This window comes from Paenibacillus sp. sgz302164 (genome assembly GCF_056120505.1).
In genome coordinates, this window is the sequence record NZ_JBVYOL010000024.1 from 77,521 (window position 1) to 103,292 (window position 25,772).

22 protein-coding genes and 1 pseudogene are annotated in these 25,772 nt (G+C 55.1%); 10 read left to right on the forward strand and 13 right to left on the reverse strand.

Annotated features, from left to right (window positions below):
• Positions 1-6 precede the first annotated feature (6 nt).
• The 3 genes from AC0LWT_RS30470 to AC0LWT_RS30480 are packed head-to-tail and all read left to right on the forward strand — an operon-like array spanning position 7 to position 2,300.
• Positions 7-864: a carbon-nitrogen hydrolase family protein gene (locus tag AC0LWT_RS30470; RefSeq protein WP_474685046.1), complete on the forward strand. Its 858-nt coding sequence runs from the start codon at positions 7-9 to the stop codon at positions 862-864.
• A gap of 34 nt (positions 865-898) precedes the next feature.
• A complete protein-coding gene (locus AC0LWT_RS30475) occupies positions 899-1,606 on the forward strand; it encodes a GNAT family N-acetyltransferase (protein ID WP_474685047.1) in 708 nt (235 codons plus the stop codon).
• A gap of 22 nt (positions 1,607-1,628) precedes the next feature.
• A complete protein-coding gene (locus AC0LWT_RS30480) occupies positions 1,629-2,300 on the forward strand; it encodes a GNAT family N-acetyltransferase (protein ID WP_474685048.1) in 672 nt (223 codons plus the stop codon).
• Between the two features lie 618 nt (positions 2,301-2,918).
• Here AC0LWT_RS30480 and AC0LWT_RS30485 read toward each other — a convergent pair.
• Genes AC0LWT_RS30485 through sigY form a run of 4 tightly spaced genes read right to left on the reverse strand, consistent with a single transcriptional unit; the run spans position 2,919 to position 4,839 of the window.
• Positions 2,919-3,728, reverse strand: coding sequence for a CPBP family glutamic-type intramembrane protease (locus tag AC0LWT_RS30485; protein ID WP_474685049.1), 810 nt, complete (start codon positions 3,726-3,728; stop codon positions 2,919-2,921).
• A gap of 5 nt (positions 3,729-3,733) precedes the next feature.
• Positions 3,734-3,949, reverse strand: a complete 216-nt coding sequence (locus AC0LWT_RS30490; protein WP_474685050.1) for a sigmaY antisigma factor component — start codon at positions 3,947-3,949, stop codon at positions 3,734-3,736.
• Positions 3,942-4,322, reverse strand: a complete 381-nt coding sequence (locus AC0LWT_RS30495; protein ID WP_474685051.1) for a YxlC family protein — start codon at positions 4,320-4,322, stop codon at positions 3,942-3,944. Before AC0LWT_RS30495 ends, AC0LWT_RS30490 begins: the two co-directional genes overlap by 8 nt.
• A 1-nt stretch (position 4,323) precedes the next feature.
• The gene (gene sigY / locus AC0LWT_RS30500; protein WP_474685052.1) at positions 4,324-4,839 is read right to left on the reverse strand and encodes an RNA polymerase sigma factor SigY; all 516 of its coding nucleotides are present in this window, start codon (positions 4,837-4,839) and stop codon (positions 4,324-4,326) included.
• Positions 4,840-5,010: 171 nt separating this feature from the next.
• Between sigY and AC0LWT_RS30505 the strand changes: the two genes are divergently transcribed.
• Entirely contained in the window at positions 5,011-5,904 is an 894-nt protein-coding gene (locus AC0LWT_RS30505) for a GNAT family N-acetyltransferase (RefSeq protein WP_474685053.1), read from the forward strand.
• Positions 5,905-5,956: 52 nt separating this feature from the next.
• Here AC0LWT_RS30505 and pyrH read toward each other — a convergent pair whose 3' ends face one another.
• The 3 genes from pyrH to AC0LWT_RS30520 all read right to left on the reverse strand — a co-directional run bounded on the left by pyrH (position 5,957) and on the right by AC0LWT_RS30520 (position 11,310).
• Positions 5,957-6,691 carry a UMP kinase gene (gene pyrH, locus AC0LWT_RS30510; RefSeq protein WP_474685054.1) on the reverse strand — a complete coding sequence of 245 codons (735 nt, stop codon included), beginning with the start codon at positions 6,689-6,691 and terminating at the stop codon, positions 5,957-5,959.
• Positions 6,692-6,908: 217 nt separating this feature from the next.
• Positions 6,909-8,237, reverse strand: a complete 1,329-nt coding sequence (locus tag AC0LWT_RS30515) for an MFS transporter (protein ID WP_474685055.1) — start codon at positions 8,235-8,237, stop codon at positions 6,909-6,911.
• A 169-nt stretch (positions 8,238-8,406) separates the two neighbouring features.
• Positions 8,407-11,310, reverse strand: a complete 2,904-nt coding sequence (locus tag AC0LWT_RS30520; RefSeq protein WP_474685056.1) for an ATP-binding protein — start codon at positions 11,308-11,310, stop codon at positions 8,407-8,409.
• Positions 11,311-11,496: 186 nt separating this feature from the next.
• On the opposite strand from AC0LWT_RS30520, the gene AC0LWT_RS30525 reads away from it, so the two are divergent.
• A complete protein-coding gene (locus AC0LWT_RS30525; protein ID WP_474685057.1) occupies positions 11,497-12,684 on the forward strand; it encodes an EAL domain-containing protein in 1,188 nt (395 codons plus the stop codon).
• Positions 12,685-13,485: 801 nt separating this feature from the next.
• On the opposite strand, the gene AC0LWT_RS30530 is transcribed toward AC0LWT_RS30525, so the two are convergent.
• The 3 genes from AC0LWT_RS30530 to AC0LWT_RS30540 form a co-directional block, all read right to left on the reverse strand.
• Positions 13,486-14,154: a DUF559 domain-containing protein gene (locus AC0LWT_RS30530; protein ID WP_474685058.1), complete on the reverse strand. Its 669-nt coding sequence runs from the start codon at positions 14,152-14,154 to the stop codon at positions 13,486-13,488.
• 645 nt (positions 14,155-14,799) lie between these two features.
• Positions 14,800-17,676 (reverse strand): DEAD/DEAH box helicase, encoded by a 2,877-nt coding sequence (locus AC0LWT_RS30535; RefSeq protein WP_474685059.1) that lies wholly within the window; start codon positions 17,674-17,676, stop codon positions 14,800-14,802.
• Complete coding sequence (locus AC0LWT_RS30540; protein ID WP_474685060.1) at positions 17,664-19,295, reverse strand: SWIM zinc finger family protein; 1,632 nt, start codon at positions 19,293-19,295, stop codon at positions 17,664-17,666. Before AC0LWT_RS30540 ends, AC0LWT_RS30535 begins: the two co-directional genes overlap by 13 nt.
• A gap of 239 nt (positions 19,296-19,534) precedes the next feature.
• Here AC0LWT_RS30540 and AC0LWT_RS30545 point away from each other — a divergent pair, with 239 nt between their 5' ends.
• The 3 genes from AC0LWT_RS30545 to AC0LWT_RS30555 all read left to right on the forward strand — a co-directional run bounded on the left by AC0LWT_RS30545 (position 19,535) and on the right by AC0LWT_RS30555 (position 22,378).
• Positions 19,535-19,828: a hypothetical protein gene (locus tag AC0LWT_RS30545; protein ID WP_474685061.1), complete on the forward strand. Its 294-nt coding sequence runs from the start codon at positions 19,535-19,537 to the stop codon at positions 19,826-19,828.
• A 426-nt stretch (positions 19,829-20,254) separates the two neighbouring features.
• Entirely contained in the window at positions 20,255-22,063 is a 1,809-nt protein-coding gene (gene recQ / locus AC0LWT_RS30550; RefSeq protein ID WP_474685062.1) for a DNA helicase RecQ, read from the forward strand.
• Positions 22,064-22,075: 12 nt separating this feature from the next.
• Positions 22,076-22,378, forward strand: a complete 303-nt coding sequence (locus AC0LWT_RS30555) for a 4a-hydroxytetrahydrobiopterin dehydratase (RefSeq protein ID WP_474685063.1) — start codon at positions 22,076-22,078, stop codon at positions 22,376-22,378.
• 98 nt (positions 22,379-22,476) lie between these two features.
• Here AC0LWT_RS30555 and AC0LWT_RS30560 read toward each other — a convergent pair whose 3' ends face one another.
• Positions 22,477-22,965 carry a GNAT family N-acetyltransferase gene (locus AC0LWT_RS30560; RefSeq protein ID WP_474685064.1) on the reverse strand — a complete coding sequence of 163 codons (489 nt, stop codon included), beginning with the start codon at positions 22,963-22,965 and terminating at the stop codon, positions 22,477-22,479.
• Positions 22,966-23,019: 54 nt separating this feature from the next.
• A pseudogene (locus AC0LWT_RS30565) lies at positions 23,020-23,112 on the reverse strand (hypothetical protein); the annotation flags it as partial.
• 110 nt (positions 23,113-23,222) lie between these two features.
• Between AC0LWT_RS30565 and AC0LWT_RS30570 the strand changes: the two are divergent.
• Positions 23,223-23,696, forward strand: coding sequence for a GNAT family N-acetyltransferase (locus AC0LWT_RS30570; RefSeq protein WP_474685065.1), 474 nt, complete (start codon positions 23,223-23,225; stop codon positions 23,694-23,696).
• 33 nt (positions 23,697-23,729) lie between these two features.
• On the forward strand, positions 23,730-24,566 hold the full coding sequence (locus AC0LWT_RS30575; RefSeq protein ID WP_474685066.1) for a sulfurtransferase: 837 nt from the start codon (positions 23,730-23,732) through the stop codon (positions 24,564-24,566).
• A gap of 118 nt (positions 24,567-24,684) precedes the next feature.
• Here the strand turns inward: AC0LWT_RS30575 and AC0LWT_RS30580 are convergent, their stop codons facing one another.
• On the reverse strand, positions 24,685-25,668 hold the full coding sequence (locus tag AC0LWT_RS30580) for an extracellular catalytic domain type 1 short-chain-length polyhydroxyalkanoate depolymerase (protein WP_474685067.1): 984 nt from the start codon (positions 25,666-25,668) through the stop codon (positions 24,685-24,687).
• Positions 25,669-25,772 lie beyond the last annotated feature (104 nt).

Sequence of the window (25,772 nt, forward strand, 5' to 3'; positions counted from 1 at the left end):
CTGTTGATGAAAATGAGAGTATCCGCGGTGCAGTATCATCTGCATACGATTCATAGCTTTGAGGAGTTCGCCGCGCAAGTGGAGCATTATGTGAAGACGGCGCAGGAGTTCGAGGCGGATTTTGTGCTGTTTCCGGAGCTGTTTACGACGCAGCTGATGTCAATCGGCGACGGAAGCGGCAAAGCGCTGCCGATCGAGGCCTTGCCGGATTTTACGGAAGCGTACCGCGATTTGTTCAAAGGTTTGGCCGAGCAGACGGGCATGCACCTCATTGGAGGCACGCATATTACGTCAGAGGGCGGCAAGCTGTATAACACCGCACATTTGTTTTATCCGGACGGCCGGATCGCCGAGCAGAAAAAGCTGCATATTACACCGACGGAAGTCAAGGAATGGAACATGGGGGCGGGCGACAGCCTGCAAGTATTCGATACGGACAAAGGGCGGATCGCCATCCTCGTCTGCTACGACGTGGAATTTCCGGAAATCGTACGCATGGCCAGGGCCCGCGGGGCCGATGTGCTGTTCGCCCCTTCCTGCACGGATGACCGTCACGGCTTCCACCGCGTCCGCTATACTTGTCACGCCAGAACGATCGAGAATCAGATCTATGTCGTGACTACAGGGACGGTCGGGGCTCTGCCTACGGTAGATTTTATGAGAGGCAATTTCGGGCAGGCGGCCGTGCTGACGCCGAACGACGTTCCGTTCCCGCCCAAGGGCATTCTCGTCGAAGGCGAGATTAACGATGACATGGTCGTCACGGCGGATCTGGATTTGGAGATGCTGGAGCAAGTTCGGGAACGGGGGTCCGTCACTACTTGGCGCGACCGCAGGACGGATTTATACACCGATTGGTCTTAAGCTTAAACTTGGCGAATAAGGAGGATGCGCACCGATGGACAAACCAGCCACACCTGCGGGGCAGGGGGACGGGACGAAGTTTTATTTGAAACGAATGTACGTCTTTGACGGGAATAAGCCGGTAGAAGCGATCATCCGCAATTATACCAGGAACGATTTTGAGGCGTTGATCCGCGTGCAGCAGGAAAGCTTTCCGCCGCCTTTTCCTTCGGAATTATGGTGGAACGCGGAGCAGCTGCGGGAACATATTGTACGTTTTCCGGAGGGAGCGCTCTGTGTGGAAATCGGCGGCGAGGTTGTCGGGTCCATGACCGGCCTGCGAATCCGCTTTGACCCGGGCGATACCGACCACAGCTGGGCTTCCGTAACCGATAACGGGTACATTCGGACCCACCGTCCTGACGGCGACACGCTTTACATTGTCGATATTTGCATTGCTCCCGCCTACCGGAAGCTGGGTCTCGGCAAATGGCTGATGCAGTCCATGTACGAAGTGGTTGTGCATTTGGGCATGACAAGGCTTTTGGGCGGCGGGCGGATGCCGGGGTATCATAAAGTTGTGGACACCATGAGCGTCCAGGAATATGTAAAAGCGCTGGTGAACGGCACGATGAAGGACCCTGTGATCACCTTTCTGCTGCGCTGCGGGCGAACGCCGGTTCAGGTCGTGGCCAATTATTTGGAAGACGAGGATTCCTGCAATTACGCGCTGCTGATGGAGTGGCGCAATCCATTCAAATGAACGCAAAGAAGGAGTTATCAAGATGGAATATGTTCGCATTGCCAGTATTGAAAATCCGTTGTTTCGGTCGATGCACGATTTGATGAAAGAGGTATTCCCGCCTGAGGAAGTGCTGGAGTATTCGTTATGGAAAGAGCCGCTGGAAGACCCGGGTATCCGCGTGTTCGTGGCGGTGCACGAAGGCAAAGTCGTCGGAGCGACGGAATATCGCTATTATGACGACTTCCAGGTGGCGATGACCGATTTTACGATCATTGGCCGCCCGGGGCTTGGCATCGGACGCTTTCTTGCGCGCAAGCGCACGGAAGATTTGCAGGCTGTAGCCGCCGCAGCGGGCAAGCCGATGACCGGCATGTTCGCCGAGATTTATGACCCGTATCGCAATATCGAACACGAGTTCGGCGGCGTAAAGCCGATGAACCCTTACGTGCGGCGCGAAGTGCTGTCGCACTTGGGCTACAAGCGGCTTGACCTGGGCTATGTGCATCCGTCCTGGGAAAACAACGGCGAAGCCGTGGAGGGGCTTGACCTGTGCTTCCTGCCCGCGGACGAGGAGCGGGCGCACATTCCGGCAGAGCTGGTCGTGCGGTTTTTGACGCGCTACTACGCGGTGCTGTCCAACAAGCCGGCGAAATGGCTGGACATGGTTGAAGAGCTGAAAAAGCGCGACTCCGTAGCGCTGCTGCCGATTTAAAGGGCTTGCCTGCCTGGATGCGTATCCACGGCGGGCAGGCCTTTTTCGTCAGAGTCGACAGCGTAATCTGCCTGGCCGCTCGCGAAGCAAGCCGGCATATGTTAGGCTGCCCGAGAAGGCCGCGACACTTTGTTAGGGTTAGGGGAATCAGTGGTGGTCCTAATTTGGGGGGGAGCCGCTTTTTCTGGGCGCGTGCCTCTCCCGGTGTAGGTCGTAGAACTGCGCAACTGGGCGGGCAGCCGCTTGGTAGGGAGAAAACCTGCGAAAGTGCAGGTTTTTTCTGCGTAATCGGTTTATTTTGGCGAAAAACCTGCAAAAGTGCAGGAATTTCCGCTGAAAGTGGATCTGAGCCCATGTGTTCGGGGAAAAGCCTGCACAATTGCAGGAATTGTTCGTGGCCAGCGATCAAGGACGCAAATTCCTGTATTTTTGCAGGTTTTCTTCGCGCAGTCAGGCAGATTGTAGCTATCCTATCGCCTCTGACGCGGGGTGTTTTTGGGCGGCCTGTACTTTCCGCAGGCTCTCCCACTGTCTAGCCGCCTTACGCTGGGTACTTGCTGAATAGAGCCGCGATCGCTCATTTTCGAATCCTCTCGGAAGAGGTTGTTTTTATTATTCCTAAGTTAAAATAAGAGGCCAAAGGACATGCAAGAAAAGATCTCCGAACATATGGGAAATGATGGCGTATTCCAGTCCCTTCTTCCAATACAGGTAACCGAAAAGGATGCCCAGCAGCCCGTTGCCGAGCAGCGCTCTTGTGATAATCAGCGGGGTCAAATCCCCGAATAAGGCGGCTGTGGCGGGCAAATGCCCTGCTCCGAACAGGATGGTGGAGAGGACAATCGAGATCCAGTATACCGGGGACGGGATTCGGGAAGGCGCGCCCAGGCATTTGGCGATGATCCACACGAATGCGGTCATGAGAAACAAGCGCACCAGCACCTCTTCGACGATGCCTCCGTATACGAATGTCTGGGCGTTTTTCCACATGGACACGGCCGGCTGTGACGAAAGCTTCGGGAGATGCGGTTGAAACAGGAGCATATCCGCCATAATCAGCAAGAAGCTTCCCAAGAAACTTCCCGATACCGCAACAAACAGCCACTTTTTCGAAAAAGCGGGCCGCTTCCCTCCGTACAGCCAGCTCCGCAGCAGCGGTGCGCCGAGTCCGGTCTTCGGAGCCAAAGAAAGCCCGATCGTGCTTGCGAGAAAAGTGATGACAGCCGTTTGCACAACCGTCAGTATGATGAGAACCGCCAGCGGGGGTTGTCCCTGCGGGACTGCGGAGCTTAAGCTTTGACCCAAAAGCGCCAGCTGGTAAGGGATGATGGTCAATCCGCCCAAAATTCCCAGCAAAGTCAGGACAAGCACCATGCGCTTGTTGGCCAGAAATCCGGATCGAACCGATCTAAACATATGAGATGCCATGAAAATCACTCCTTTTTGGAACGGTGAATTTTGCGTACTGCGAACAAGTAGACGACCAGCGGAGTCGGAATTTGTATAATGCCCCAGATGCCCCAAAACCACGGGTATTTGGCGTTTCGCCTGCGGGCATCCACGAACAGCCAGGTGCTTTGGCCAAGGGCCAGCAGCGCGATGCCGATCCAAGCCCAGAGGGGCAGCTGATCCGGACTCGGTTTATTCATGATGGTTCACCCGCTTTCCGAGCAGCAGCCAAACTAACGGCGCAATGACGGCTATCGCTTGCAGAGCGATAAATAATACAGGCTGAGCGGCAATCGTTACATAGAGCAGCCCCAGCAGCAGCAGCGCAGCAAGCCATAGCTTGATCAGATCCTGCATCAGCCGGGAGCGCTGATTGGCTTTGGTCTCGGCTACTTTCCGTTCGAACCATTGCGGGTCGGGCGTAAAGGCCGGAAACAGCTCATCCAGCCGGTTAAGCCCTGCTTGCAGACCCTGAACGGCCAAGTCGTCAGGCGGTGACGGCTCCGGCTGCTTCGTCCCGGGTCCGTCCGCCCCCTGCTTCTTGAACTTATTTTTGAAATCCTCTGCGTCCACTTTAATCCAGCTCCTTTCGCAATTGCTTCAGTCCGTTGTGCACTCTGGATTTTGCTGTGCCTTCAGCGATCCCCAGCATCAGCCCGATTTCGTCGTAGGTGTACCCGTAATAATGCTTCAAAATCACGGGGACTCGTATGTCGTGAGACATGGCCCCCAGTATGCTAAGCACTTCGGGCCAGTTTTCATTTTGCTGACCGACTTGCCACTGCATGCGCCGCAGCGATTGTTCCTGCTCCTGCCAGAGCATTTCTCTTTTCTTTCGCCGCGTCAGATCAATGAACAGATTCGTCGCAATCGTTATCATCCACGAGGAAAACTTCGACTGCCCGTTGTACAGTTTGATTTTCTCGATGCACTTGACCGCGGTTTCTTGGGCAAGATCCTCGGCCATGTGGGAATCCAGCGTTATTTTAAGCAGATATTTATAGACGAAAGCATAATGCTGCCGCAGCAGCATGGACAGAGCGGCGTTATCGCCCTGCATGGCCTGGCCGATTAATTCGCGTTCCTCCAAAGTTGACTTCCTCTCTGTCTGAGTTCGTAGATAGTACGACGAGCCTGCGGGAAACGTTCACTTACGCCGGAAAAAATGTTTAAAGTTATTTTTTAGCTTACCACGCGGGGCGCGGGACATGTATAATTCCCTTAATAACCAGTGGTTAATTAAAGGGATGGGGGAGATCGTTTGAGGCATGGATTGCAGCCCAGCGTGGGCTTGACGGCGTCGGAACTGGAAGAGGTACGGCGTCTTGCCGATATTTGCAATGCGGCGGAGCAGATTGAAATCAAGCTGAATTGGGGTACGCTTGCGAGCCGGCCCGAAGGGGTTTTGAACGATTTTTTGTACTATGACGAGGGGCGTTTGGTCGGATTTTTAGGCATTTACAGTTTTATTTCGGCCGAAGCGGAAATCAGCGGCATGGTGCATCCCGATTATCGGCGGCGCGGCATATTCAGCGAATTGACGAAAGCCGCCCAAGAGGAGTGCAGCCGCAGAGCGATTCCGAAGCTGATCTTTATCAATCAGCGCGGCTCGGCCGGCGGCAAGGCATACCTTGCCCAATTCGGCGCGGTATACGATTTTTCCGAGTATGTCATGGAAAAGAACAGCGGTCATACCGCGCAGGATTCGCCTGCGGAAACCCACGGGATTCGCCTCCGTCTGGCCGACAGGAGCGATACGGAGCTGCTCGTCACCCTGAATATGGCCGGGTTTGCGATGGCCGAGCAGGACGCAAGGGAGTATGTGACGGAAACGATCAACGGGGAAAAAGAACACACCCTTATTGCCGAGCTCGGCCCGGATCGGGAACCGGTCGGAAAGATCGGCGCGATGGTGGAAAAGGACGGCTCCTCGTTCATTTACGGCTTTTGCGTGCTGCCTGAGAAGCGGGGCCTGGGGTATGGACGCAGCATATTGCGGCAGACGATCGGGTATTTGCAGGAGCAGGGCCAGACGGGCGTCATGAAGCTGGAAGTTGCCGTAGGTAACGAAGGCGCGCTTGGGCTATACAAGTCTTGCGGTTTTGAGACGAAGAACGTGAACGATTACTACGTATATCCGGCGCCGCTCGGATGAAAAAAAAGGATACAGAGGCAGACGCTCGGCTGCTCCTGTATCCTTTTTACGGTTATATGAACGTGAGTACGGAATCCTTGCTGATCAGCGTGCCCGTGTTTTTGCCTTCGCAAATTTCTTTCATTGATCCGGGTTTGTCGAAATTGAACACATGAATAGGCAGGTGATAATCCCGTGCCAAAATGAATGCGGATTGATCCATCACTTTCAAATTGTTTTGAATGACGTCGTTGTAGTGGAGGGACTTGTACTGCCTGGCATCCGCATGGAGTTTGGGGTCTTTGTCGTATACGGCGTCGACACCTTGCTTGGCGACCAGAATGGCGTCGCAGTTCACCTCAATCGCTCTCTGAACCGAAGGATAATCGGTCGTTACGTAAGGCTGGCCGTTGCCGCCGGCAAAAATAACGATGTACCCTTTTTCCAAATGGTGGATGGCCCGCAATCTAATGAAAGGCTCCGCCACCGATGCGATCGGAATCGCGGTCATGACGCGCACTTCCGCGTCGGTTTTGGCTTTGAGGACACCCCGCAGCATCAAGCTGTTGATCACGGTCGCCAGCGTTCCGATATTGTCGGCCTCCGCTTTTTCAATGCCCCAGCTCTCGCCCATATTGCCGCGAAAAATGTTGCCGCCCCCGATAACGAGGCACACTTCAACGCCCATGCCGACTACGGTCATAATCTCGCCCGCAATATGATCGAGTCTCGCCGGATCGAAGCCGAATTCGCTTCCTCCTGCTACGGCACCGCCGCTCAGTTTAATCAGAACTCTTTGGTACCTCATTTGGCAGCTCCTCCTTCAAAAGGCAATAAAAAAACACTAAAGCAATGAATGCTCTAGTGTTTCGTCCAATGAGAAATATGAAAGAAAGGATGACGCATACGCTTCTTCGCAATTCTGTTCATATCCACTCACGCCTTTCATTTATTTCTTATTGTAACGAGCCTGCTGCCGGAAAGCAACTTTTGCGCAAGACTGCGGGAAGCCGGAGGGGGCGCGGTCAGCTTTGCGGCGTCTTTGTCGCATACGGCACCCGGACATGCACGAACAGTCCGATGACGACAAGAATCATCAAGGAACCGAGGGCGATGCGGCTGGCGAGGTTGCCGGAGTCGGCGAGCGCCCATGTAATCGAGCCGTAGAGAGCGGGGCCTACAATCGAGGACACTTTGCCGGAAAAGGCGAATAAGCCGAAAAACTGGCCGCGCTTGTCCTCCGGCGTCAGCTCCACAATCAGCGTGCGGGAAGTCACCCACATCGCGCCCATCGACACGCCGTACAGGCTGCCGGCAATCCAGAAAAGGCTTTGGCTGGCGGCCGAAGAGGCGAGCGCAATCGCCACGATCAGAATGGCGGCGACCGCCGATACGGCGCGTTTGGGGCCAAGAGCGCGGGTAATGTAGCCGAACAGGAAGGAGCCTATAATGCTGGAAACCGTCGATACCAGATAGAGCAAAATAAACTGTCCGGTGCTGAAGCCCATGACCGTACTGGCATAGACCGCCATCACGGCAATCGCCGTAGCAATCGCATCGTTAAAAAAGAAGTAAGCGATCATAAAAAGAAAGGCTGCACGATAACGTCTGGCCTCTTTGAACGTCAGCCAAATTTCCCGGTAGCCGCTCAGCAGCGATTTCCCGGCGTCTGCCGATGCCGCAGGTTTTTCTTTATAAAAGAGCATGATCGGCAAGGAGAACAGCAGGAACATCAATGCGCTGGGGATGAACGTGTACTCGTAGTGCTTATCCCCGATCAGCGGGAAAACGACAAGCCCGACGAGCGTGCCGATATACCCGACAGCGACGCCGAAGCCGGAAATGACGGGCAGTTCCCGGGCGTTGCCGAGGTCGGAGATCATGGAATCGTAAAAGACCAGGCACGAATTGTAGAAAAATTTGGCGATCATAAAGAAAAAGATGACACCCACAATCGAAGCGTTGAGGCCCGCCCACTGCCGTTCCGTAGGCCAAAGAGCCGAAGCTCCCATGAGCAGCGTGGCGGCGATGCAGATGAGCGTGAAGGGGACGAGGAACGCTTTTTTCTTGCCTGTCCGGTCGATCCATACTCCGAACAAGGGGGAGAGCAGGACGAGAAACAAAGCGGAAACAGCGTTGGAATACGTAATGAAAGTGCTCGCGATCTGGTTCATTTCTTCGCTTTTGCCGAGCGCCCCGGTCAAATAAAAAGGATAAAAGATCGTGACAATGTTGGACGAAAATATCGTATTGGCAAAATCGTACATCGCCCAGGACAGGATGGGCAGGGAGAAAAACAATGCCCAGGCCTTGCGGGCAGGCCGCCCGCCGGAAACGGGTTCTAGCTGTGCCACTCGATCACGCCTTTCCTCTTTTTTTCTACAGTATATTGGCTGCGAAGGAGAGAAAATCCTTTATCTTTACAAAAATTGAAAATGCGGCCTCGAAGGATAAGAAAAGACGCCTCCGAAACCGCTATCTCAAGCGGAATGAGGCGTCTTGCTCAGTTGACGGCGAGGGCCGCTACTGCCCGGTTGGGCGTTTCGGGGCCGCTGGGGGCGAAGCTTTCTTGATCTCCACTTCGATCATATCGAGATTTTCTTTCATCTCCGATACCTCGATACCGCTGCGTTCCAGGACCGTCGAGAGGTATTCCTTATCCTGGGCCGGGAATACGTAAGAATGGTGCCCATGCGAATCCAGCAGCCGCTGGGCCACTTGCACGAGCCGCTCCATCGTGAAAGGCTTTTTCATATATTTCTCGATTTCTTTCTCCTGGTAGTCATGCGGCGGATCCAGAGCTGTGGACACGATCACAGGCGTTTGGCAGTACACGGGATGGCGGTACAGCTCCGCAAGGAAATCCCAGCCCGTCTTCGTCCCTTCCAGAAGGATGTCGACGATAAACAGCAGCGGGCGGGCGGCGCTTTCGCGCTCCAGGGCAAGAATGCCTTCTTCCGCCGAGCGGAACTGCATGGAAGGAAGCCCGAGTTTGTTCAAAGCGACTTGAATCAGCTTGGCCAAATTATCGTCATCCTCGAAGATGACGATCCGGCCGTCGATTGAGGACAGCTCGAACAAATCCAGCTCCAGCGTGAAAGTCGTCCCTACGCCCATCTCGGAGCTGAAGCTTACCCGGCCGGCATGGCCCTCGATAATTTCTTTGACGATGGCAAGGCCGAGCCCTGTGCCGCCGATTTGCCGCCTGTCCGAGTTATCGACACGGAAAAACTTGGTGAAAAGATGCTCGTGGGCGTCTTCCGGGATGCCGAGGCCGTAATCCTGCACGGATATGGAAGCTTTGCCGCCCGCGGTAGCCAGGTAAATGTCAACCCGATCCGCGCCGGGCGAATATTTGATGGCGTTGCTGATCAGATTATGGAACACTTGGCGAAGCCTGTCCGCGTCGGCGCGAACCCAGAGCTCCGGTTGCTGCTGGCGGACGATAATGCGGTGCTCTTTATTTTGCCATTGCTCGACAACTTCCTGCACGGCGGGAACCAGGTCAACCGGGGAGAAATGATACACCTGCTTGCCGGATTCCATGCGCTGCAAATCGAGAAAATCGTTAATCAGATTCGATAGACGCAGCGCTTCCTTATGAATCGTGTCCATGTACTTCTTCTGTTTTTCTTGCGGAAGATCGCGGTGAATAAGTATCTCGATGAAACCGAGGACACTCGCCAGCGGTGTTCTCAGCTCATGAGACACGATGCTGATAAACTCGTTTTTCATTTCGTCGACCCGTTCCTCTTCGGTCCGGTCGCGGAATACGAACAAATAGCCTTTCAGAACCGCCTCTCCGCCGACGACGGTAGCATACAGTTCGGCATGCTGCAGCGTTTCCTCAGTCCCGAAGCTGAACCGCTGCGTCAAATGCGGGAGCCCGCCTTCCAGCATAGTTTGAATGGAAGAAGCTACTGCCGTGAAGCCGGCCGTCTCGCGGGCAATTTCGTAACAGCTTTCCACAAGATTGCGGCCGATGTGCCGGTGCAGTTTGAAATACCGCTCCATCCGCTGATTCGCAAACAAGACGACGCCTTGCGAGTCGCACATCATCATGCCTTCGTGAGCGGCTTCGAGAATGCTTTCGATCAGGTCGCGCTGATCTTCGATGAACTGTTTCTCCTTGATCAATTGATCGTTCAGCTCTTCCAGATGGACCGACTGCCTGCGGCGCTCTTCGTTCAGCACCTGGGTATGGAAGGCCAGCCCGAACTGCCGGATCAGGCCGCGGACCAGGCGCTGATTGTCTTCGTGCAAGGAAGTTTGCTGATACTCGGTCAACAGCAGGAAGCCGATCACCTTTTGCTTGTCGTCAAAAAGCGGGAAGTATTGGTCCACAGCATTCGAAATGCTCTCATGCAGACCCCGTTCGTTGCCTGACAGCATGCGGCTGCGCACAATCACGGCCCCCTCGTCAAAGACGCGCTTTGCCGGACCGAACAGCTCCGCTTCAGCCCGGCCCACGTATTCCAGCGGGTAGCCGACCGCATAGATCACTTCGTATTCGGCGGGGTGACGATCCTCGCGCTTCATGACGACCAGGGCGGAATCCATCAAGAGGGAGTCGAGCAGGGCGGGAAGGGAATGTCCCAGGAAATCGTTCAGCTCGAAATACCCTGTAAGCTTTTCCTGGTAGGAGCTGATCAGCTCAAGCTCGTGTTCGCGTTCCGACAACTTGGCGAGCGTCACCTGCTGCTCTTCCTGCTGGGCAATGATTTCCTCGTTCTGCGTTTCCAGGCTTTCGGCCATGTAGCGGTACGTTTCTTCGCTGCTGCGCAAATCTTTCTCCGCCTGGTTCGCGCGGGAGAAGATAACGACCGACAAGCCGCCGATCACGATGCCGATGAAACTGCCGATCAAACTAATGGCACGGGAATATTTGCCCGCTTTCTTGGAAGCTTCGTAGGCGTCGGCCGTAATATGGTCGATGTCCGACAGCATGCTGCTGTGAATGAGGCGGTAGCGATCCATTAACGTTTTGCCGTTGATGATCCGGGTTTTGGCTTCCTCCAGATTGCCGCTTTTGATGAGGTTGATCTGGTTGTTATAGTGGTTTTGCAAATTGTTGATAATTGGAACAGCCTGCGTCTCGACTAACAAGCGCAGGGTGGGATAAGTGTCTTCGAACGCGCGAATGGTGGCCAAATCTTTGTCCAACTGCTCTTTTCCGGCCGTAAAAGGCTGCAAATATTGCTCGTCGCCTACCAATTCATAGCCCCGCAAGCCGGTCTCCTGATTAATCAAATCCGTCAATAAATTATTGACGGCCGTCGTAATCGGAATCGCATCGTTGACGATCGCGCTGCTCTCGTGCTCCACGTTGCGTGAAGCCACGTAGCTGTATGTGCTCACAAGCGCCAGCAAAGCGATAATGATAATGACATAAATGAAAGAAAGGCGCAGCCTCGAAAAAGATTTCACGGAAAGAAGTCTCCTAACATCCTTCTAAATAAAATTTTTTTGAAAATATTCGACATATTACGTCAAAATTCCTGCCATATGTCGTTGCATGATAGTAGGATGTCGATTACAATACTTTCAACAATCTTTTCCAAAAATGTTGAATCGTTCGTTTGCAGAGAAACCCGTTGAAAGGAAGGCGGCAGCGTGCAGCAAAATGACAGTAGGATCCCGTCGAAACAAGAAGTGGCTCCCTATTTTCAGCCGATTGTTTCTCTACGGAATCAGGAGATCGCCGGTTACGAGTCATTGGGAAGAAGGATTCGACAAGATCGGGTGGAAAGTCTTGGACCCTTCTTTACGAGCAGGGACATTCCGGAGGAACAGCAGCTTTTGATCGACAGGCATGTGAGGGAGCTGGCGATCGACCGGCTGGCCGCTGCGGATGAAGACGTTGCGCTATTTCTGAACTTGAAGCCGTCGTGGATTTACAAAACTTACAAGCAGAGCGGCAAGCTTCCCACGATTGAGCTGATCCGGAAATACGGGATCGATCCGGCGCGTATCGTAATCGAGATTACCGAAGAGGAGTTCAAGGGCCACCTTCAGGAACTTACGGAAATTGTCCAGTTGTACCGCGAAGCGGGCTGCACCATTGCGATCGACGATGTCGGGAGCGGCTTCAGCGACTTTGACCGCATTGCCAGCCTGCAGCCAAAAATATTGAAGATCGACCTCCTTATTTTGAAAAAGAGCGCCACTCACGCAGGGTACAAAGCTTTGATGCAATCTTTTTCCATTTTGGCGGAACAGATGGGAGCCTCTTTGCTCGTAGAAGGAGTAGAGACGAAGCAGGAGCTGCACCAGGCGCTTCAGGCCGGGGCGAGATACGTGCAGGGCTTTTTGTTTTCCAAAGCGGAAGCCCGGCTGCAGGACAAGGATGCCTTCAAATCGATGTTGAAGGAAGAGATGAATCTGTTCTCCCAGGCGGAATTCGAGCGGTACAATAGGCTGTTCAGCGTGAAACAAAGCGTGAATCACCTGTTGAACGCAGCGCCTGCCATCGGCGGGGCGGAAGATGCGGACGAAGTCATTGAGCGGATGGCAGGCATCGTGACGGATAACTGCATGCGCATCTACATATGCCGGGAAGACGGGTATCAGATTTCATCCAATTATTTCCGAAGCGAAGCGGGTTGGAGGAAAAATGAGGAATACCGCGGCTCCAACTGGATTTGGAGACCGTATTTCATTTCCAACATCCTGATGATGAAGATGCACAAACAGGGCATCCTGTCGCAGGTGTACACCGATCTGGAAACATCCCGCCAAATTCAAACATTCTCGTGCGCACTCGGGGACGGCTGCTACGTCTTTCTGGATCTGCTGCTTTGAAAGAGCGAAAACCTCTATGAGCGCAAAACGACCCAAGCGGCTGCGAAATTCTCGCGGCCTAGGAGTCTGGCGGGAGAACTAAGCAGCGACTCCGCCCGCCAGACCTCCAAGGCAAGCAAATTTGTCTTTCTAGATCGGGGCGATACTCAAAAAGCCTGCAAAAGTACATCTTTTTTCGCCCTGGTACGCTTGCCACGGGAAATTCCTGCAAATCTGCAGGCTTTCCGCTAAATCGTAGGGCTAAACCCCCTCATGGCGGATAATTCCTGCACAATCGCAGGCTTTTCCCAAAAACGGGCCGTTTCCATCGAAAAAGCCTGTACTTTCGCAGGTTTTCCGGTTAGGAGTCCTCAGTGAAGGGGTGTGTTGCGGAATGACGCAACTCCCCCCCGCGGGACTCCAAGAACCCCGTTCAGTCGCAGTGAAATCATGCCGGAACCGCAGGAACGCCGGATTCGCGGCATGCCGAAATCCACGAACGAGAGGAATTGTTCCCGGAATTGGCTTTTTAGGTGCGTTGCATATTTTGCAACGGTAGTCGTTGAACACCTCGAACCGCTCGAAACCCCAGTTCCATTGCATAACTGCAATGAACGTGCCGGTCGCAACAGCGATTAGGAGGCCGCCCGCAGATGAGCCGACTAAGACATCACTGGCTTCACGCAAAAAAAACGGCGGGAAATCTAATTTTTTGTAAAAATCTCGACACTCCGTTACGTTTGGGACATCCCTTTGCGCTTCAAAACCGCGTGCCGGTTAGGAACGCCTTGCAATGTACGGGAAAATTTCACGCTGTTGCTGCTACAGCAACTGTACCGCGCTTCGCTGAAGCTCGTACCGTACGACGTGTTTGCCGTCCGCTCCGGTTGCAGCGGAAAGCAAGCCCTTCGCGCAGAGCGATTGCAGCGTTCGAACGGCTGAGCGATGGTTGACGCTTAGATGGGCTTCCAAGTCGATTGGGCGCAGCGGCCGGGCAAGACGGCAGGCGAGACGGACAATTTCCCGTTCCGCCACGCTTGTCAGGCTGACCGGAGAAGCCTCTGAATGATAGCGGCTAAGCACCATGCGCAGCAGCGTGATGCACAGCTCGGGGTGCTGAGCGACGTCGTCATAAGCGAAAGAGATCACTTGAAAACCCATGGCGGATAAAAAAGTTTCCCGGTTCAGCTCGTTGCAATATTTTTGTCTGTCCATATCCCGGACGTGCGGACCGAAGCCTTTGATTTCGATAATTAGCTTCACAGCCTGGGTCAGCCAGGCGAAATCGCAAAAATACGATAGACCCCGCCAGTCGAGTACCTCGAATTCCGGATGCAAATCGTCAAAGTTGCCCCGGAGATGCCACCAAACGTTGCGGCAAAACAAGCTCTCCGCCTCCTGATGCCCCCGCTCCAGCCGGCCTCTTCGTTCTCCTGTCCTTCTCTGCAAATGGTACCGGATAAACCCGGCATGCGCCTCCTCAAAATTCATCCCTTACATCCCTCCCGAAAATAAAGAAAGAACGTCCCGGTTTCATTCGCAAATGAATGAAGCGGGACGTTCTTCGTCTCATAGATGTTATTATACTGCGGAATCGATCATTTGAGCAAGACTGCTGTGAGGGAGCCAAGTTGAAACAACGGCAGCAAAAGAAAAGCTTTCATAAATGAGACGACCGAAAAACTCGCTTACTAGAGCCAATTAGTGGGTCACTGACCGGCATCGGGCTCAGAAAACCTGCAAAAATACATCTTTTTGCTCCTTGATGCTCCGGTTTCGAGCAATTCCTGCAAATCTGCAGTTTTTTCGCTCATACGGAGGGCAAAAACCTATTTTCATCGAAAATTCCTGCACAATCGCAGGCTTTTCCTCAAAACTAACTACTTCCGACGAAAAAGCCTGCACTTTTGCAGGTTTTGCGTTCGCCGCAGCCAAGTCGCCTAGAAGTCTGTCCGATTGAACTCAATAGATGGCAAGTTTATGCGAAATGACGGATTCTACGCAGCGTTAGTAGCTTATAGGCAGTCACAAAAGTAACTCCGACCGCCAGAATCCAAGTTACCGGCTGCGCTGGCAAAAACAAAATCATCCTGCGGGCGACATATCAGCCTCAGCCTGGAAGCATGGCGCGGCGGCTTACGCCTCGACCCATTCGCGCCGCAGCGAAAACAAATCCCGCAGCTCGTCGGTCGACAGCTCCGTGATCCAGTTCTCGCCGGCGCCGACGATCTGCTGGCTTAAGGCCAGCTTGCGCTCGATCATCTCGTCGATGCGCTCCTCCAGCGTGCCCAGCGTCACGAACTTGTGCACCTGGACATGGCGCGTCTGCCCGATGCGGAAGGCGCGGTCCGTCGCCTGATTCTCGACGGCGGGGTTCCACCAGCGGTCGTAGTGGAACACATGGCTCGCCGCCGTCAGGTTCAACCCGATGCCGCCGGCTTTCAGCGACAGGATGAAGACGCAGCGCTGCTCCTCGGCCGGCAGGCCGGCATCTTGAAAGTGCGCGATCATCTCGTCGCGCGCTGTTTTGGACGTGCCCCCGTGCAGGAACAGCACGGGTTCGACGAGCTCCTGCTGCAGCACTTGCTGCAGCAGCAAGCCCGTCTCGACAAATTGCGTGAAAATCAAGCATTTGTCGCCTTCCTGGCGCAGCTCCTGCACCATCTCAAGCAGCCTCTCCAGCTTGTTCGAACGGCCGCTCCACGGCGCGCCGGGGCCTTCCTTGAGCATCAGGGCAGGGTGGTTGCACACCTGCTTGAGCTTCGTCAGCGCGGCGAGGATCAAACCGCGCCGCTCCATAGGAGAGAGCGTATCCAGCCGGTCGAACATGTCCTGAATGTAATTCTCGTACAGCGAGCCCTGCTCGGCAGTCAGCGAGATGAACGTTTTGGACTCGTTCTTCTCCGGCAGATCGAGCTGGATCGCCGGGTCCTTTTTCACGCGGCGGAGCAGGAAAGGACGGATCAGCTTTTGCACCTTGCCGATCGTATCGCTGTCGCGCGTCCGCTCGATCGCGTTCACATAGCGGTGCGTGAATTCGCGGATCGTACCCAGATAGCCCGGATTCGCGAAATCGAAGATCGACCACAGCTCGGTCAGCCTGTTCTCGATCGGTGTCCCGGTCAGCGCGATGCGGTGGTAGCCGTTAAGGCGGCGAATGGCGGACGCCTGCTTCGTATAAGCGTTTTTTATATTTTGAGCCTCATCCAGACAGATGGAGTTCCAGGCTACAGAGGCCAGCTCCGCTTCATCCAAATGAGACAGCGTGTAGGAGGTCAGCACCAAATCCGTCTGACGGACGGTCTCCGCAAAGTCGGGTCCTTTCAGCCGCTGCGGCCCGTAGTGCAGGTGCACTTTCAGCGACGGCGCGAAGCGCTTCAGCTCCATCTGCCAGTTGCCCAGCACGGAGGTCGGGCAAATGAGCAGCGACGGCGCATCCGGCTGCTCGGACTCTTTGACGGACAGCAAATATGTGATCCACTGGATCGTTTTGCCGAGACCCATGTCGTCGGCGAGACATCCGCCGAGCCCAAAACGGCGCAGGAACAGGAGCCAGGAGATGCCATCCACCTGATAGTGGCGCAGCGAGCCTTGGAAGCTGGCCGGCGGCTCCGTCCGCGGAATCGCCGAAGTTTGCGTAAGCTGGTCGATCATGTGGCGCAGCTGCTCGTTCAGCTCCACTTCCATTTCGATGTAGCGCATCGCATCGGGATCGTCCTCTTCCGGCAGCAGGCCGCCGGCTTCGCCCGACAGATGCAGCTCCAGCACATCGCGGAAAGAAAGCCCCTGCTTCTTCCGCATCTGCTTCATGATCTGCTCGACCTGAGCCATAAAACGCGGGTCGAGCTGGACCCAATTGCCGCGAATCTGGATGAGCTTGCGCTTCTCTTCCAAAAGCAGCAGGAACTCCTCTTCGGTGAGTTCCAAATCGCCTATGGCCAGCTTCCAATCGAACTGCATCAGCTGGCCGAGGCCGAACATCGTTTCCCGGGCCGAGCCGACGGAAGACTTGATCTTCGCGCGCAGCCGCGGCCGCAGCTTGCGGATGCGGTCCCACCAGGCCGGGAGAAAGACGCTCGTCCCGGCCTCGACAAGCCTTGCGCTTCCTTCCGCGAGGAAGCGCCACGCCTCGTCCTCCGTCAGTTCTTGACGGAGGACGAGGCCGTCGCCGCCCGCATCCAGCCATGGCAGGATGCGCAGCCATTTGGCCGCGTCGCGCTGCACGCGGCCAATCTCCGGCTGCCACGCCTCCGGCAGTGGCAGCTCGCCCGGCACGGGCGTGCCGTCAGGCGCCACCGTGCGCAGCACCTCCGGCGCCAGCCGGTCCTGCAGCACGATGCGCAGCTGCCAGTCAGGGCCGTGCGCGAGGTCGGGCTCGGCGAGCTGCAGGCAGGTGCGCATCGGCGTCCGGTCCTGGCGCCAGCCGATCGCGACGAGCCAGTCTTCCTCGTCGAGCCAAATCTCGGCGCCGATCTCGCCGCGCCGCATAAGCGGGTAGGCGGCTTCGAGCTTGCGCAGATTGTCTTTCATGACGCCGTCCGACTCCACCCATTCCGGGATCAGCGCATGAATCCACGCCAGATTTGCCGGCGTCTCCAAAGCTTGCAGCTCCTCGGGCAGCTGGAGCTTCCAGCCGATTTCACCCGTTTTCCACTTGTCGTAATCGGGCATGAAAGCCCCTTGAGCCAGCGCTTCTTTGATTGCCGGGGCAAGCCGCATCAGATCGGAGCATTCCTGGCTCCAGATCAGCTTCAAATGCTGGGCCGTCTGCGGATTGCTGAAATATTCGAGCGCCTCAAGCGGCGGAAGTTCGATGCCTTCGCGGTGCTGCCATTCGCCGGGCTCGTAGAACGTGCCGTAGAAAGACGCCCGGTGCCAGGCGAACAACAGATGCTTCAAATCGAGCGCATCCCAGATGCCGCCGTTTTCCCGAGAGCCCCACAGAAACAGGGAGCCGCCGGGCATGAAGCTAACGTGAACCTTAAGGGCGCTGGTTTCGATCATCGAATCCATTTTCCTTTCTTCAGCTCTTCTTGAAAAGCGCGCAGCCGCGAGAATTTATCGGCCAGCCGATAAATGTAGTGCTCCCAGCGGTCTTCCTGCCCGAGCTGTTTGTAGAAGCCGTGCAGCTTTTTGAGGAGGCGGACGGCTGTTTTGTAGGAGGCGCGGTTTTTCTCCAGCACCGCCCGTTCCGCCGCTTGATGGTAGAGCGGCAGCAGCAGCTCGGCATCGTGCTCTTCGATCGCCCGCAGCTCAAGCGCATACAAGTTGAGCGGCGAGATGCGGTTGGCGAGCTGGAGGTCGATCCACTGCCGGTACCGCTTCGTATGCAGCAGGTAGGCGGTATAATAGTAATAGGAGCGGGGGAGGAGCGATTCCATGACCTGCACCCACTCGCTGTCCGAATCCAGATGCTTGGCCGTGTCCTGCCAGTATTGGCAGAAGGCGCGAAAATCGTCATGGTTCGCCGTAGCGGCGGTTGGCAGCAAATAGCGGAGCCACACCAGCGTTTTTTCCCACTGCCTCGCGTTATAGTAATAATTCAGGTAAATAAAAAAATCTCTCGTTTGCGGATGGTTCAGCCCTGCAAGCTGCCGGAAAGCGGCATCCGTTCGGTCCTGGACGATATCGAAATGGGCCCTCGCCATGATCAGCGTATCTTTTTTGCGGGGGAGCGATTCTTTTTTGCCCAGCAGCACATCCAGACGCTGCATTTCTTCCTGCAGCCACTCCGTCTGCCCGGCGAGCTGCCACCAAACCGACCGGTACACGAACAGCCAATCGATCGGACTATCTTTGCCGTGCAGGGCGAACTCGCCGAGCATTTTCAAAGTGGCCTGCCAATGCTTCGGATCTTCCCGAAAAGACTTATTCCCATCGATGCGTTCCAGCGCCTCAACGAGCCGGTCCTCGCAGTTTTTGGCGGCGATTTTGCAGCCGTTTTCATGATAATAAGACAAGTAGGAGCTTTTCGTTTCCTGATAAAACTGCTCGATCTTGCGGTTCATAAAAAGTACGATATGGAGCCGATACAGCTCCCGGACCGATATTCTCCAGTTTTCCGCGTAAGCGGGCAGCGTTTCCAGCGCCGATTCGTAAAAAGTTTCAATCGAATGCTGGTGGGAAATGGAAAATCCGTGAAACTTGCCTTCAAAAAAACGGTGCCATTCCACCGGCATCGACGCTTCCAGCGGCACGTTCGGCTTTTCCGATTTGCGTTCCGGGATCACGGCGGCGCCGCGAATCGGCTTTTTCCGGGTGTGGATCGCCTGCTTGAGCTGCTGCAGCAGCAGCTCCGGGCGGCCGTACGGCGCGTACAAGCTGAAAAAAGCCGCGGCTATGTGTTTGCAATAACCATCATAGGAGCAGCTGCATTGACTATGCGTGAAGTCTTCGAGATTGACGACCGTCTCGTAGACCTGATTTCCTTGGACCCGCGCGCGGATGCTGGTGCCGGCTAATTCAACATGGGTCACACGGTTTTTGTGATAATATTCCCAGCCTTGCTCCAGTATGACGGCGTCATAGTGGTGCTGGATCTGCTTCAATAGGTAGTTCATTCGATTTTTGGAAATCTGCAGTTTCAGCATGAGCGCTTTTTCTACCTCCGAGCGGTACATTCCTTCTTCCATAGTAACAGATTTTTTCCGAAATTGCCCATTTCCATAGTTTATGCCAAAGTATAATTTTTTATCCGTACCGCAAGGCGCCTGGTGGGAGAAGCCGCTTTTGTGCATGCCCGATTTCTCTGACGGATTCCCGGACGACTAACTCTGCAATTCCTGTCTATAATGTGATAAAGTGGTACTACGGAATGAGGGGTGGCCGCATATGGGCGGTTTGCCGATGCCGTACCGAAAGGAGAAGTCGAATGGGGATTAAATACGGCAGGGAGTATAAGGATATTGTAACCGATTTCATGCGCGGCATAGCGCTTGTGGACGGTTATTACGATTTGTTCGAGATGAGCGAGGAAGAGTGGCAGGAGCTTTCGGCGGAAGAGCGGGAGGAATGCCTGCGCACGCTGGCTGACGACATTTTTTACGGATTGGGCAGTTCGCCCGTGATGCAGGTGGGAGTCGGGACGGTTCGTTACGATTCCGCGAATCATGTGCTGAAAGTACATGACGGCGAAAAGCTCGTCTCTGTCATTTATTTGGTATAACCGAACCGGGCAGGAAAAGAGGGCCGTTCCGCGAGGAACCGGCTTTTTTGGCATATCGCGCGCTTCTCAAGGCGCTTGGCGCGGCGGGTGGACAGGCCCGCCATGCTTTTCGCACCGCGTGCAGCTCCCAATGTGCGGTGTTGCGCCTCATGACAGCGGTTGGTCGACCACATGCTTCCAGCCCGCAAAAACCTGCGAAAGTGCAGGGATTTTTGGGGGGAATGGTCGCCCGAAGTCGGGGGTTTAACCGCAGCTATGCGTCGTCGTCGCAGAACGCTTTTAGGGACATATTTGTTTGCCGTACGCATGTTGATTTTGTCCCACATTCGCCCGGCCGCCCGTCGAGGAACAATTGTACTGAAGCAAATTGACAGAGTATGGTATCATGGAAGAATGGATTAAACTTTGTTAAGGAGTATGGAAACCATGCTTTCTGAAGCCAGAAAAGTGTTGCAGCAGGTTTACGGTTACCCGGAATTTCGCGAAGGCCAAAAAAATATTATCGCCAATCTTCTGGAGGGCAAGGATACGCTCGGCATCATGCCTACGGGAGGCGGCAAATCCATATGCTATCAAGTTCCGGCACTGCTCATGGATGGCGTGACGCTAGTCATTTCGCCGCTTATTTCGCTGATGAAGGATCAGGTGGATGCGCTGAACAGTTTGGGCATACCTGCCACGTTCATCAACAGCACGCTGGAAGCGAGGGAAGTGCAGCAGCGTATCCAAGGGGCGATGCAGGGCAAATATAAGCTGCTGTACATAGCGCCCGAGCGCCTGGAGTCGGAGCGGTTCCGCGCCAGGATGGCCGCGTTGAACCTGCCCTTTGTCGCCATCGACGAGGCGCACTGTGTGTCGCAGTGGGGGCACGATTTTCGCCCGAGCTATGTGGCGATTGCACCGTTTATCCGCGAGCTGCCGAACCGCCCGATCGTGGCCGCTTTTACGGCGACCGCTACGGCTGAAGTGACGGAGGACATCGCGCGGCTGCTGGAGCTGGAAGATGCGGGCATTTATATCAACGGCTTCAGCCGGGACAATCTGGAGCTGACGATTTTGCGCGGTGAGAACAAGCGGGATTACATTTTGAACTATGTCAAAGAGCATACGCATCAGCCGGGCATTATTTATGCCGCCACGCGCAAGGAAGTGGAGGATCTTCACGAGCTGCTGCGCAAAAAAGGGTTCGCCGTCGGCCGGTATCACGCCGGGTTGTCGGACGAGGAGCGCTCCCATATGCAGGAGTCGTTCATTTACGACGATATTCGCGTGATGATTGCGACGAACGCTTTTGGCATGGGCATCGATAAATCCAACGTGCGGTACGTCATTCACTACAATATGCCGAAAAATATGGAGGCGTATTACCAGGAAGCGGGCCGCGCCGGGCGCGACGGAGAGCCGAGCGAATGCATTCTGCTGTTCAGCGCGCAGGACATTATGACGCAGAAGTTCCTGATCGAGCAAAATCAGCTGTCGCCTGAACGCAAAGCGAACGAGTACAAAAAGCTGCAGATCATGATCGACTACTGCTACTCGCCCCGCTGCCTGCGCAATTATATTTTGCATTATTTTGACGAAAAAAATGTCAAAGACACATGCGGGAACTGCAGCTCCTGCAAGGATGACCGGGATACCGTGGACATTACCGTCGAAGCGCAAAAAATCTTTTCCTGCATCCGGCGCATGCAAGAGCGGTTCGGGATTTCGATGGTCGCCTCCGTGCTCAAGGGCTCGAAAGCCAAAAAAATTCTCGACTACCGCTTCGACCGCCTGCAAACATACGGTATAATGCGTGACTTGCCGGAAAAGGAAATTTCCGACCTGATCAACGTGCTGATCTCCGAAGGCTACTTGCAGCTGTCCGAAGGCCAGTATCCGGTCGTGAAGCTGCTGCAGCCAGCAGCGGAGGTTTTGCAAGGCAAGCTGCAGGTGTACCAAAAAGTGCGCAAACAGCAGATCAAAGCCGCTGCCGTCGACAACACCTTGTTCGAGCAGCTTCGCCTGCTGCGCCGGGAAATTGCCCAGCGGGAGAAAGTGCCGCCGTACATTATTTTCTCCGACAGCACGCTGCGCGAGATGAGCGAGATATGTCCGACGACGGAAGCCGGCATGCTGCGGATCAAAGGTGTCGGCGAGGTGAAGTTCCGCAACTACGGCTTGCCGTTTTTGGAGCTGCTGCGCACCTATGCAGGCGAGAGCGCGGCCGATATGGCCGTGTACGATTACGAGTAGGGAGGCGTTCGGATGTCCGTAAAGCTGTCCGTGGAGGAGGTTACCAACCGTCTTGCGGGCTTGACCGGCTGGACGCTTGATGATCGGAAGTGGATCGTGAGAAAATATCGTTTTGCCGAATTTCTTGAAGGAATCGGATTCGTGAACGAAGTCGCCCGCATTGCGGAAGCCTGCAACCACCATCCCCTGATCGCCATCGATTATAAAACGGTCACGCTCCGCCTGACCACCTGGCATGCGGGTGGCTTGACCGAGCTGGACTTTAGCACGGCCCGGCAGTTCGAGCTTGCTTATGGCGGCGTGCATTCCGGCTAGGAGTCTGGCGGGCGGAGTGCATAGAATCTTCATCGGACAGACTCCTAGCTTGCAGGTTGCATGCGGTTTGCATGCGGCTTAGAGCCGGGTCCGGGTGCTCACTCGTGCTTTTGATAGACCATGCAGTGAAATGCGTCCGGTCCTGACGGCGTCATTTTTTCATACGTATCCGTAACGGCAAAACCGGCCTTTTCGTAGGCGCGGATCGCCCTTTCGTTATCGGTCAGCACTTCCAGATCGATTTCCTGCGCGGGCGATCTTCTCTGCGCTTCCTGCACGATCAGCTTCATGAATGCGGCTCCGAGACCTTGCCCGCACAAGTCCGGCCTTAGTCCGAGCCCCAGCCGGGTAACGCCTGCAAGCGGGAAAAATTGCGCGAATCCGCACAGCCGCCCATCGGCATCGACAATGCCGCAGTATTGCTCCGCCCTGATCGCCGGATCGGCGAACTCCTTGCCGTCAGCGAGCATTTCCTGCCATGAAGGCCAATTGCATATATCCCAGGGGGGCTCGTACGCCCAGCAGCACAATTGTTTGCCTTGTTCTTCGGTGAGTGGAATTATGCGCCAGTTTAAGACTGGATTCATGGGGCTATCATCCTTTTTGATAGAATAGGGTCCGGCCTGTGCTTTGCTTGCGGTTTACTTGCAATTTGCCGAGTCTTCATTCGTTAATGGTAGCTTTTCTCGGCAAGTTTGGCTACAAAATTCGTATATACTGCCGCTGTTTTGTAAGTTTCCAGAAAATTCTCAATTCATTGTGAACGCTATTATCGTACAATAGAGTTATAGATTTGCTGCACACGAACCCAGTATCCAATGAAAAACGCGAAGGAGGTTCCACCATGTCCCAAACTACCATTCGAGAAGCAACCGTGCAGGATATTACTCAGCTCCGTGAGCTTATGCTTGCTTATATCGTCGGCTTTTACGAGTATCGGCCGCCGGAAGACGAGAAGTTGAACGCATTGATCCATACATTGCTGGAACAAAAAGACGGCATCCAGTTCGTGGCCGAAACCGATGACGGCACATTGGTCGGTTTTGCTACGTTGTACTTCACATTCAGCACACTGCGGGCAGCCAAAATCGCCGTCATGAACGATTTGTTCGTTGTTGAGGCGGAACGGGGACAAGGCGCGGCACAGAAGCTTTTTGCCGCTTCCAAAGGTTATGCCGCAAGGAACGGCTACGCCAGACTTTCATGGACAACGGCCAAAGATAATTCCCGTGCGCAGCGGTTTTACGATAAAATGGGAGGAGAGCTGGGCAACTGGCTGAGCTACTCCATCAATCCGACCATGGGGATTGGCGATTAATCAAGTCTATTTTACGAAGGTGGTGCCCTTATTTTGGAAAATATCGTAAGCCAATCATGGCTGCTCGGCCAATTGGGAGACGCGAACATCGTGATCGCGGACTGCCGGTTTGCGCTGGGACAACCGGAATCGGGCAGAACAAGCTACCAGCTTGACCACATACCCGGAGCCGTCTATGTAGATTTGGAAAAAGATCTCTCGGGCTCTCTTATGGCCCACGGAGGCCGGCATCCGCTGCCTGATCTCGGCGCTTTTTCGATTCTCGTCGGCAATCTGGGCATCGACGGAACCAAAACCATAGTCGCCTATGACGATCAAGGCGGCGCAATGGCTTCCCGGCTGTGGTGGATGCTGAGATTCCTCGGTCATTCCGAAGTTTATGTGCTCGACCAAGGGTATACCGCATGGAAAACAGCCGGCTACCCGGTCACCGCCGAAGAACCTGCCGTATATCCGCGCACGTTCTCGCCGAAGGTGAACCGCGCCATGCTCGCCAGCATGGACGAGGTGAAGGACAAGCTGGGCCGCGAAGGCACCGTGCTTGTGGATTCCCGCGAGCCGCGGCGCTACCTCGGCCTGGAAGAGCCGATCGATACCGCCGCCGGGCATATCCCTGGCGCGCGCAATTACTTCTGGAAAGGCGTGCTGAGTGAAAGCGGCGCGTGGAAGTCCGCGGAAGAGCAGCAGCGGCATTTTGCCGGGCTGAAGGACGCGGAAGAGATCATCGTGTACTGCGGATCGGGCGTAACCGCATGCCCGAACGTGCTTGCGCTGAAAGAAGCGGGCTTCGCGAATGTGAAGCTGTATTCCGGCAGCTGGAGCGATTGGATCAGTTGGGAAGACAACCCGATTGCAACAGGGGAAGAGTAAGAGTCGAGAGGCATCAGAAAAAACGACAAGGAGCCCGCAAGGGCTCCTTGTCTCGTTTGAGATCGACTTTTTTAAGGCGTCGCGCAGTTGAATTTCGCCCGTTGTTTCCCTGCCGGAATCACCGCCTGATGTTCAGGCCGAGGAAGGCGATCGAGTAGCCGACCGCGGACTGGGGCATCGAGTGACCGGCGCCCTGCACGCTGATTGCCTCAACCGGTGGTTGGGTGGAGGTGCTGCCGTAGCGTGTGCGGGTCCAGCCCGACTGCGGGCTATCGGTGTTGACCGGGGTGGCGGAGACGCCGCGCAGATTGGTCCACTGCTTGATTTCTTCTTTGAAGTTGTTGTAGTTAAGTATATTGTCGGCAGTACCGTGCCAGAGCTGGATGCGCGGGTAGCTTCCTGTGTAGCCGGGGAACATCGCGCGGGCGGCGGCTCCCCACTGTTGGGCGGTCTTGGAAATCTGGCCGTTCGCGCACTGACTGTTCCAGAAGTTGGTGGCGCTGCCGGTGGCGAAGCAGGTGGCGGGCACGCCCATGAACACCGTTCCGGCAGCGAAGACGTCCGGGTACTCGGCGAGCAGTACGTTGGTCATCATCGCACCGGAGGATGCGCCGGTCACGTAGACACGGCTGGAGTCGATGTTATAATTCGCCTTGGTCCACGATACCATCGACATGATGCCGACAGGATCGCTGCCGCCGCCGCGAGTAAGCGCTTTCGGACTCCACACGTCGAAGCAGCTGCTGAATTCGGTGTGCGTGGATTCGGGGAAAACGATGATGTAGCCGTACTGCTCAGCGGCTGTGACGAAGTCGCGAGCATAGCCGTTGTAGAAAGCAGAAGCCGAACCCGAACAGAAGTGTACGGCCACCAGCAATGCGGGATTCGGGGCCAGGTTGCGCGGCACGTAGACGTACATTTTCAGGCCGCTCGGGTTGTTGCCGAACGACGTGATCTGTGATAGCGTCCCCGGCGTTACACCTGCCGGCGGCGCGAGAGCCGCCGCAGGGGCTGTCTGCGCCGTCGCTGGGGGCACCAGCAAACCAGCCAGCAGCAGCAGCGCGCTGAACATTTTTACAAAAGTTGACTTTAGTAGCATCATAATACCTCCTTAGAATTTTAAAATAAATGATACTGCTCCGTTTCCGTTGAGTTGTGAGCCTCCTTTCTCCTTTGAATGTAAGCGTATGCAAACCATATTATAAC

Excerpts from the sequence above, each read along its gene's own strand:
- AC0LWT_RS30545 (WP_474685061.1), top strand. The coding sequence starts at position 19,535 with ATGGGGATTAAATACGGCAGGGAGTATAAGGATATTGTAACCGATTTC.
- AC0LWT_RS30570 (WP_474685065.1), top strand. The coding sequence starts at position 23,223 with ATGTCCCAAACTACCATTCGAGAAGCAACCGTGCAGGATATTACTCAG.
- recQ (WP_474685062.1), top strand. The coding sequence starts at position 20,255 with ATGCTTTCTGAAGCCAGAAAAGTGTTGCAGCAGGTTTACGGTTACCCG.
- AC0LWT_RS30485 (WP_474685049.1), bottom strand. The coding sequence starts at position 3,728 with ATGGCATCTCATATGTTTAGATCGGTTCGATCCGGATTTCTGGCCAAC.
- pyrH (WP_474685054.1), bottom strand. The coding sequence starts at position 6,691 with ATGAGGTACCAAAGAGTTCTGATTAAACTGAGCGGCGGTGCCGTAGCA.
- AC0LWT_RS30475 (WP_474685047.1), top strand. The coding sequence starts at position 899 with ATGGACAAACCAGCCACACCTGCGGGGCAGGGGGACGGGACGAAGTTT.
- AC0LWT_RS30490 (WP_474685050.1), bottom strand. The coding sequence starts at position 3,949 with ATGAATAAACCGAGTCCGGATCAGCTGCCCCTCTGGGCTTGGATCGGC.
- AC0LWT_RS30560 (WP_474685064.1), bottom strand. The coding sequence starts at position 22,965 with ATGAATCCAGTCTTAAACTGGCGCATAATTCCACTCACCGAAGAACAA.
- AC0LWT_RS30530 (WP_474685058.1), bottom strand. The coding sequence starts at position 14,154 with ATGAATTTTGAGGAGGCGCATGCCGGGTTTATCCGGTACCATTTGCAG.
- AC0LWT_RS30480 (WP_474685048.1), top strand. The coding sequence starts at position 1,629 with ATGGAATATGTTCGCATTGCCAGTATTGAAAATCCGTTGTTTCGGTCG.
- AC0LWT_RS30470 (WP_474685046.1), top strand. The coding sequence starts at position 7 with ATGAAAATGAGAGTATCCGCGGTGCAGTATCATCTGCATACGATTCAT.
- AC0LWT_RS30535 (WP_474685059.1), bottom strand. The coding sequence starts at position 17,676 with ATGGATTCGATGATCGAAACCAGCGCCCTTAAGGTTCACGTTAGCTTC.
- AC0LWT_RS30540 (WP_474685060.1), bottom strand. The coding sequence starts at position 19,295 with ATGGAAGAAGGAATGTACCGCTCGGAGGTAGAAAAAGCGCTCATGCTG.
- AC0LWT_RS30555 (WP_474685063.1), top strand. The coding sequence starts at position 22,076 with ATGTCCGTAAAGCTGTCCGTGGAGGAGGTTACCAACCGTCTTGCGGGC.
- AC0LWT_RS30580 (WP_474685067.1), bottom strand. The coding sequence starts at position 25,668 with ATGATGCTACTAAAGTCAACTTTTGTAAAAATGTTCAGCGCGCTGCTG.